Annotated in this window: 6 protein-coding genes, 12 tRNA genes and 1 rRNA gene; 18 read left to right on the top strand and 1 reads right to left on the bottom strand. The window is 45.4% G+C overall.

The annotated features are described in order from the left end of the window. Nucleotides 1–192: 192 nt before the first annotated feature. The 18 genes from rrf (at nt 193) to ACXM1Q_RS08765 (ending at nt 5911) form a co-directional block, all read left to right on the top strand. Nucleotides 193–308 (top strand): 5S ribosomal RNA (gene rrf, locus ACXM1Q_RS08680). A 25-nt stretch (nt 309–333) separates the two neighbouring features. Further along, nucleotides 334–406 (top strand) — tRNA-Val (locus tag ACXM1Q_RS08685). Between the two features lie 5 nt (nt 407–411). Further along, nucleotides 412–482: transfer RNA gene (locus ACXM1Q_RS08690), tRNA-Gly, on the top strand. Nucleotides 483–521: 39 nt separating this feature from the next. After that, nucleotides 522–595, top strand: a tRNA-Ile gene (locus tag ACXM1Q_RS08695). 10 nt (nt 596–605) lie between these two features. Then, nucleotides 606–677, top strand: a tRNA-Glu gene (locus ACXM1Q_RS08700). Between the two features lie 12 nt (nt 678–689). Further along, nucleotides 690–779, top strand: a tRNA-Ser gene (locus ACXM1Q_RS08705). Nucleotides 780–792: 13 nt separating this feature from the next. Beyond that, a tRNA-Met gene (locus ACXM1Q_RS08710) sits at nt 793–866 on the top strand. Nucleotides 867–869: 3 nt separating this feature from the next. Continuing rightward, nucleotides 870–942: transfer RNA gene (locus ACXM1Q_RS08715), tRNA-Phe, on the top strand. Nucleotides 943–961: 19 nt separating this feature from the next. Continuing rightward, a tRNA-Tyr gene (locus tag ACXM1Q_RS08720) sits at nt 962–1042 on the top strand. Nucleotides 1043–1046: 4 nt separating this feature from the next. Further along, nucleotides 1047–1117: transfer RNA gene (locus ACXM1Q_RS08725), tRNA-Trp, on the top strand. 13 nt (nt 1118–1130) lie between these two features. Then, a tRNA-His gene (locus ACXM1Q_RS08730) sits at nt 1131–1203 on the top strand. 13 nt (nt 1204–1216) lie between these two features. Beyond that, a tRNA-Gln gene (locus ACXM1Q_RS08735) sits at nt 1217–1288 on the top strand. 25 nt (nt 1289–1313) lie between these two features. Next, a tRNA-Leu gene (locus tag ACXM1Q_RS08740) sits at nt 1314–1397 on the top strand. Nucleotides 1398–1545: 148 nt separating this feature from the next. Beyond that, nucleotides 1546–2400, top strand: a complete 855-nt coding sequence (gene ispE, locus ACXM1Q_RS08745; RefSeq protein WP_458517730.1) for a 4-(cytidine 5'-diphospho)-2-C-methyl-D-erythritol kinase — start codon at nt 1546–1548, stop codon at nt 2398–2400. A gap of 72 nt (nt 2401–2472) precedes the next feature. Continuing rightward, on the top strand, nt 2473–2907 hold the full coding sequence (locus ACXM1Q_RS08750) for a zinc-dependent MarR family transcriptional regulator (protein ID WP_458517731.1): 435 nt from the start codon (nt 2473–2475) through the stop codon (nt 2905–2907). A 2-nt stretch (nt 2908–2909) separates the two neighbouring features. Continuing rightward, a complete protein-coding gene (locus ACXM1Q_RS08755) occupies nt 2910–3608 on the top strand; it encodes a metal ABC transporter ATP-binding protein (RefSeq protein ID WP_458517732.1) in 699 nt (232 codons plus the stop codon). Continuing rightward, nucleotides 3605–4402 carry a metal ABC transporter permease gene (locus tag ACXM1Q_RS08760; protein WP_458517733.1) on the top strand — a complete coding sequence of 266 codons (798 nt, stop codon included), beginning with the start codon at nt 3605–3607 and terminating at the stop codon, nt 4400–4402. The genes ACXM1Q_RS08755 and ACXM1Q_RS08760 overlap by 4 nt, the downstream gene beginning before the upstream one ends. A 6-nt stretch (nt 4403–4408) precedes the next feature. Continuing rightward, nucleotides 4409–5911: a metal ABC transporter solute-binding protein, Zn/Mn family gene (locus ACXM1Q_RS08765; protein ID WP_458517734.1), complete on the top strand. Its 1503-nt coding sequence runs from the start codon at nt 4409–4411 to the stop codon at nt 5909–5911. Between the two features lie 12 nt (nt 5912–5923). On the opposite strand, the gene ACXM1Q_RS08770 is transcribed toward ACXM1Q_RS08765, so the two are convergent. Then, nucleotides 5924–6126, bottom strand: a 203-nt coding sequence (locus tag ACXM1Q_RS08770) for a hypothetical protein (protein WP_458517735.1), incomplete at its 5' end; no start/stop codon positions are given.

A 6126-nucleotide genomic window follows, 5' to 3' on the forward strand; every position in this document is an offset into this window, starting at 1 on the left:
TACTTTTGGATTTCATATCCTCTATAGTTATTCAATTTTGAGTGTTCTTAACACTCACTCTACAAGGTTTTGTAGAGAAAAATCAATTTTTCAAAAATAATTTGGATGAGTTCAAGGAATCCAGTAGAGGTAAATCTAAGGATTACCGAGATGCAGATGAGGCTGAAATCGCCAAATTATTACAGAAAACAGTTAAGTGACGATAGCCTAGGAGATACACCTGTTCCCATGCCGAACACAGAAGTTAAGCCCTAGAACGCCGGAAGTAGTTGGGGGTTGCCCCCTGTGAGATAAGGTAGTCGCTTAGCGAAAAGAAAGCTTAGGCTTTCTTATGGGAGTTTAGCTCAGCTGGGAGAGCATCTGCCTTACAAGCAGAGGGTCAGCGGTTCGATCCCGTTAACTCCCATATAAGCGGGTGTAGTTTAGTGGTAAAACTACAGCCTTCCAAGCTGTTGTCGCGAGTTCGATTCTCGTCACCCGCTTTGAACGAAAGTTCAATTACCATACCAAGTTTTAAACTTGGGCGCGTAGCTCAGGTGGTTAGAGCGCACGCCTGATAAGCGTGAGGTCGGTGGTTCGAGTCCACTCGTGCCCATTTATAATATGGTCCGTTGGTCAAGGGGTTAAGACACCGCCTTTTCACGGCGGTAACACGGGTTCGAATCCCGTACGGACTATTTATAATTTTTGGAGGATTACCCAAGTCCGGCTGAAGGGAACGGTCTTGAAAACCGTCAGGCGTGTAAAAGCGTGCGTGGGTTCGAATCCCACATCCTCCTTTCTTTTCAATAGCGCGGGATGGAGCAGCTAGGTAGCTCGTCGGGCTCATAACCCGAAGGTCGTAGGTTCAAATCCTGCTCCCGCAATTTGGCTCGGTAGCTCAGTTGGTAGAGCAATGGATTGAAGCTCCATGTGTCGGCGGTTCGATTCCGTCTCGCGCCATTACAATTAAATATTGTATGGAAGGGTAGCGAAGAGGCTAAACGCGGCGGACTGTAAATCCGCTCCTTCGGGTTCGGGGGTTCGAATCCCTCCCCTTCCATCTTACGGGCATAGTTTAAAGGTAGAACTAAGGTCTCCAAAACCTTCAGTGTGGGTTCAATTCCTACTGCCCGTGTATTAATAGAATGGCGGGTGTGGTGAAGTGGTTAACACATCAGATTGTGGCTCTGACATTCGGGGGTTCGATTCCCCTCACTCGCCTATTTATTAATAATGGGGTATCGCCAAGCGGTAAGGCAAGGGACTTTGACTCCCTCATGCGTTGGTTCGAATCCAGCTACCCCAGTTACTAATTGAATAAATTAGTGAAAGCCGGCGTGGCGGAATTGGCAGACGCGCTGGACTCAAAATCCAGTGTCCTCACGGACGTGCCGGTTCGACCCCGGCCGCCGGTATCTTAAGTCTTCTTCGGAAGACTTTTTTTGTTGCTGTAGACAGGATTGGAGTCAGGTTAGATGAAAGCAGCTCCCATTAATGGGATTTATGAAGAGTATCCATTCTTCCCCCTTTCCTCCTAGCTTATCTTTTGATAAAATGACATGTATGAAAGAAATTGTTGAAAAGGCACCTGCTAAGATCAATTTAGGTCTAGATGTTCGTGGGAAACGCGAGGACGGTTTTCACGAGTTAGGTATGGTCATGGCAAGTGTGGATTTAAATGATTATATTACAGTTCGAGAGCGAGAAGATCAGCAGATTACGATAGAGTCCTCTTGTGGGAAGCTGCCGTTAAATTTCAAAAATCATGCTTATAAAGCTGCTTTTTATTTGCGTCAAGCTGCTGGTTTAGAAGACCGGGGAGTTCATATTATCATTGATAAGCGAATTCCTAGATCTGCTGGTTTAGCGGGTGGCTCTAGTGATGCTGCTGCGACTTTACGGGCCTTAAACCAATTGTGGGAGTTAGATTATAGTCTAGAGCAACTGGCTGAAATTGGAGCCCAGGTTGGTTCTGATGTACCTTATTGCGTACATGCTGGCTGTGCTTATGTAACGGGTCGAGGAGAAGAAGTTTATCCTTTGGCACCGGCTCCTAGAGTATGGGTTGTATTAATTAAGCCTCCTTTTGGGCTTTCAACGGCTTCTATTTTTTCTCAGGTTGAAATGGATAAAATTAATTCTGTGAATATACCTGCACTTTGTCAGGCTATCAACGAGGGGAATTATGAGCAACTGTTGGCAAATCTTGGAAATTCCTTGGAAGATATTAGTATTACTCGGAAGCCACTAATCCAGAAAATCAAAAATTGTGCAGCAGCTTCTGGAGCTGATGCTACCTTAATGAGTGGCAGTGGTCCCACAGTCTTTGCCCTTTGCGCTAGTGATAAGATTGCCCGCCGTGTAGTTAATTCAGTTAAGGGATTTTGCAAAGAAGTATACTGTGTCAGAATGTTATAGAGTCAGACTTGACTCTATCTTTTTTTTGCGATATACTTAACCAGTAAAACATTAACCAGTTAAGGAGATTTTATGTTAGGAAGTGAGATTAGTCGTGTTTTGGATTTGGTTTTGAAAAAAGCAGAGAACCAGCATGAGCTTCTGCTAGGGGATTGCCAAAGCCCTATTCATCTCACCAATACCCAGGAACATATTTTAATGGTATTAGCACAAAAGCCCTTAACCAATTCCAGCCTGGCAAAAGAACTAGGCCTTTCCCAGGCGGCCATGACCAAGGCGACGAAGCTTTTGAGTAAGGAAGGCTTACTAGAGACCAAACGTGATGAACAAGATGGACGCCTGGTTTATTTTCAATTGACCAAGGCAGGTAGAGCGGTTGCGGATGAGCATGCGCAACACCATGAGCGAACCAGTCAAGCTTTGCAGAAAATGGTTCAAGGTTTTTCAAAAGATGAGCAAACTGTGATTGCCAAGTTTCTGAAAGAATTAGCGAAGGAGATGGAATAAAGATGCGCTATTTGACGGTCAAGGATTTGACCTTTTACTATGATAAAGAACCAGTATTGGAGGGAGTATCTTACCATATTGATGCTGGCGAATTTGTGACCCTGACAGGGGAGAATGGGGCAGCTAAGTCTACCTTACTCAAGGCAAGCTTAGGCCTGCTCAAGCCCAGTCAAGGAAGTGTGGAGCGGGCAGAGTTAAATCGGGAGGGACAAGCCTTACGGATTGCCTATCTGCCACAGACTGTGTCCAGTTTTAATTCTGGTTTTCCCTCAACGGTGGAGGAGTTTGTAGCTTCTGGTCGGTATCCTCGTAAATCATGGTGGAAGGGGCTGACGGAACATGACAAGGAGCATGTTCAGGTAAGTTTGGAAGCTGTTGGCTTATGGGAACAGCGGAAAAGCTTTATTGGGGCTCTTTCGGGTGGACAGAAGCAGAGAGTGGCCTTGGCTCGGATGTTTGCCTCGGACCCTGACTTTTTCGTCCTGGATGAACCAACGACGGGAATGGATGCGGTCTCTAAGGAAGACTTTTATGAGCTCATGAACCATTCAGCTCATAAGCATGGGAAAGCAGTTTTGATGGTAACCCACGATCCGGAGGAAGTAGCAGAATACGCTGATCGGAATATTCACCTGCTGCGGAAGCAAGACTCACCTTGGCGTTGCTTCCAGTTACATCAAGGAGAGGAGGAAGGCGCATGAGTTTATTGGATTATGCTTTTTTCCAGCGGGCTTTATTGGCGATTGTGGCGATGAGTCTCTTTTCACCAGCAATTGGAGTCTTTCTGATTCTGCGTCGGCAAAGTTTAATGAGTGACACGTTGAGTCATATTTCCTTAGCAGGGGTAGCCTTGGGATTGCTCTTAGGTTTGTCACCGACTTGGATGACCCTAGTGGTAGTGATGGTAGCCGCTGTCTTCTTGGAGTACTTACGAACAGTTTATGCTTCTTATTTGGAAGTTGGGACGGTTATCTTAATGGCTGCTGGTTTGGCCATTGCTATGGTCGTTATGAGTAAGTCTGGAGGAGTTCAGACCATGAGTTTAGAGCAATATCTCTACGGTTCTATCGTCACCATTTCCTGGGAGCAGGTAGTGGGTCTCTTTGCGATTGCTGCAGTAGTCTTACTCTTTCTGGTTTTGGCTTACCGACCGCTTTATTTGCTCACCTTTGATGAGGACACAGCTCAGGTGGATGGGATTCCTACCCGTGCCTTGTCGATTACTTTTAATATCATGAGTGGGGTCGCTATTGCACTCATGATTCCAGCTGCTGGGGCACTTTTGGTTTCGACCATTATGATTTTGCCAGCCAGTATTGCTTTGCGTCTAGGTCGTCATTTCCGGTCAGTTCTCTGGCTTTCTTGTCTGATTGGCTTAGTGGGCATGGTTGCAGGTCTTTTCCTCTCCTATTATTGGGAAAGTCCGGCCAGCGCTAGTATTACATTAATTTTCATCGCCATTTTCATGGTGGTGGCTCTGCTTAAGAGAAAGTAGGTTCTTATGAAAAAACGTAAAAAAGGACTTGCCGTCCTTCTATTAGGATTCTTCCTTTTCCTAACCGCTTGCCAGTCCCAGGGGGCCAAAAAGGATATTCAACTGGTGACCAGCTTCTATCCCGTCTATGAATTTACACAAAAAATTGTTGGAGATGAAGCGGATGTGCAACTCTTGGTTCAAGCTGGAACTGAAGTGCACGGCTATGAACCATCGGCTAAGGATGTCAGCCGTATTCAAGAAGCTTCCTCCTTCCTTTATCTGGATCCCAATATGGAAATGTGGGTACCAGACTTGGAAAAAAGTGGTGTTCTATCAGCAGATCGGACTATTCAGGCTAGCAAGGACATGATTCTTCTACCGGGGCAAGAAGACCACAATCATGATCATGGAGCTGAGGAGCATAGCCATGAGTTGGATCCACATCTTTGGCTATCTCCTTATCGGGCTAAACTGCTGGTGGCTTCTTTGCGGGATCAGCTAAAGGAACGCTATCCGGATCAGGCTGCGACTTTTGAAAAAAATGCGGCAGCTTATCTTAAGGAATTGGATCAATTAGATCAATCCTATCAAGAAAAGTTAGCGGCCTACAAGGGCTACACATTCTTGAGTCAACACACAGCCTTCAATTACCTGGCTTTTGATTATCAGCTTCAACAAGAGTCCATTGTGGGTCTTTCCACAGAGGAAGAACCTTCTTTGAAGAGTATCCAAGAACTAGCCGATCAGGTCAAAGAGACTGGACTCAAGCGTATTTATGTCGAATCCTCCTCTTCCAATAAACTAGCCGAAACACTAGCCTCTGAGGCCGGTGTCGAGCTAGGCCAACTTCATACCTTAGAAGGTGTTCCCCAGAAGGATATTGACCAAGGAGCCTCCTATCTTAGTCTGATGGAGGAAAATCTAGAGCAATTACTGGCTGGTTTTAAGGAAGCATCTAAACCTCAGGCTTCTGAGACCGTAACTGAAAAAACGGTTGCCAACGGCTATTTTGAGGATAAAGATGTTAAAAATCGGTCCCTTAGCGATTGGGAAGGAGATTGGCAGTCTGTCTATCCTTATCTGGAATCGGGCCAGTTAGATCAAGTTTTTGACTATAAGGCTAAGAAAAAAGGTGACAAGACGGCTCAGGAATACAAGGAATACTATAGGACTGGTTACAAAACCGATGTCAACCAAATTAAAATCAAAGGTAATAAGGTCACCTTTGTAACGGATAAGGGTGAGGAGACTTATACTTATAAGGCTGCAGGTTTTAAAATTTTAACCTATGAGAAAGGCAATCGGGGTGTACGCTTCCAATTTGAAGCAGAAGAGCCAAATGCTGGGCGCTTCAAATACTTCCAATTTAGTGACCACCAAATTGCTCCAACTCAATCAGCCCATTTCCACTTGTATTTTGGTGGGGACAGTCAAGAAGCCCTTTGGGAGGAATTAACGAATTGGCCGACCTACTATCCATCTAGCTTAACGGCTCAGGAAGTAGCTCAAGAAATGGTAGCTCATTAGGTCATTCTTTCGTTAGTATGGTCCAAGGAATTTAGGACCTAGATTATTTTTCAGAACCTTGCTTTTGGAAGTGTATTCTAAGAAGCAAGGTTTTTCTAGTACGACGGGCATGTCGTACATCTGAGGTGTAAGTCCTCTGTGGGCACCTGCTACCGGTGAACCCAATAGCGACTCCCAAGCCTGACTATCGTGAGGTAGCGGGGAGAGGAAGGGAT

Source organism: Streptococcus sp. 10F2, from assembly GCF_054331515.2.

Bases quoted from the DNA above. Each gene is read 5' to 3' on its own strand.
- ACXM1Q_RS08750 (WP_458517731.1), top strand. From the start codon at position 2,473: ATGTTAGGAAGTGAGATTAGTCGTGTTTTGGATTTGGTTTTGAAAAAA.
- ACXM1Q_RS08760 (WP_458517733.1), top strand. From the start codon at position 3,605: ATGAGTTTATTGGATTATGCTTTTTTCCAGCGGGCTTTATTGGCGATT.
- ACXM1Q_RS08765 (WP_458517734.1), top strand. From the start codon at position 4,409: ATGAAAAAACGTAAAAAAGGACTTGCCGTCCTTCTATTAGGATTCTTC.
- ispE (WP_458517730.1), top strand. From the start codon at position 1,546: ATGAAAGAAATTGTTGAAAAGGCACCTGCTAAGATCAATTTAGGTCTA.
- ACXM1Q_RS08755 (WP_458517732.1), top strand. From the start codon at position 2,910: ATGCGCTATTTGACGGTCAAGGATTTGACCTTTTACTATGATAAAGAA.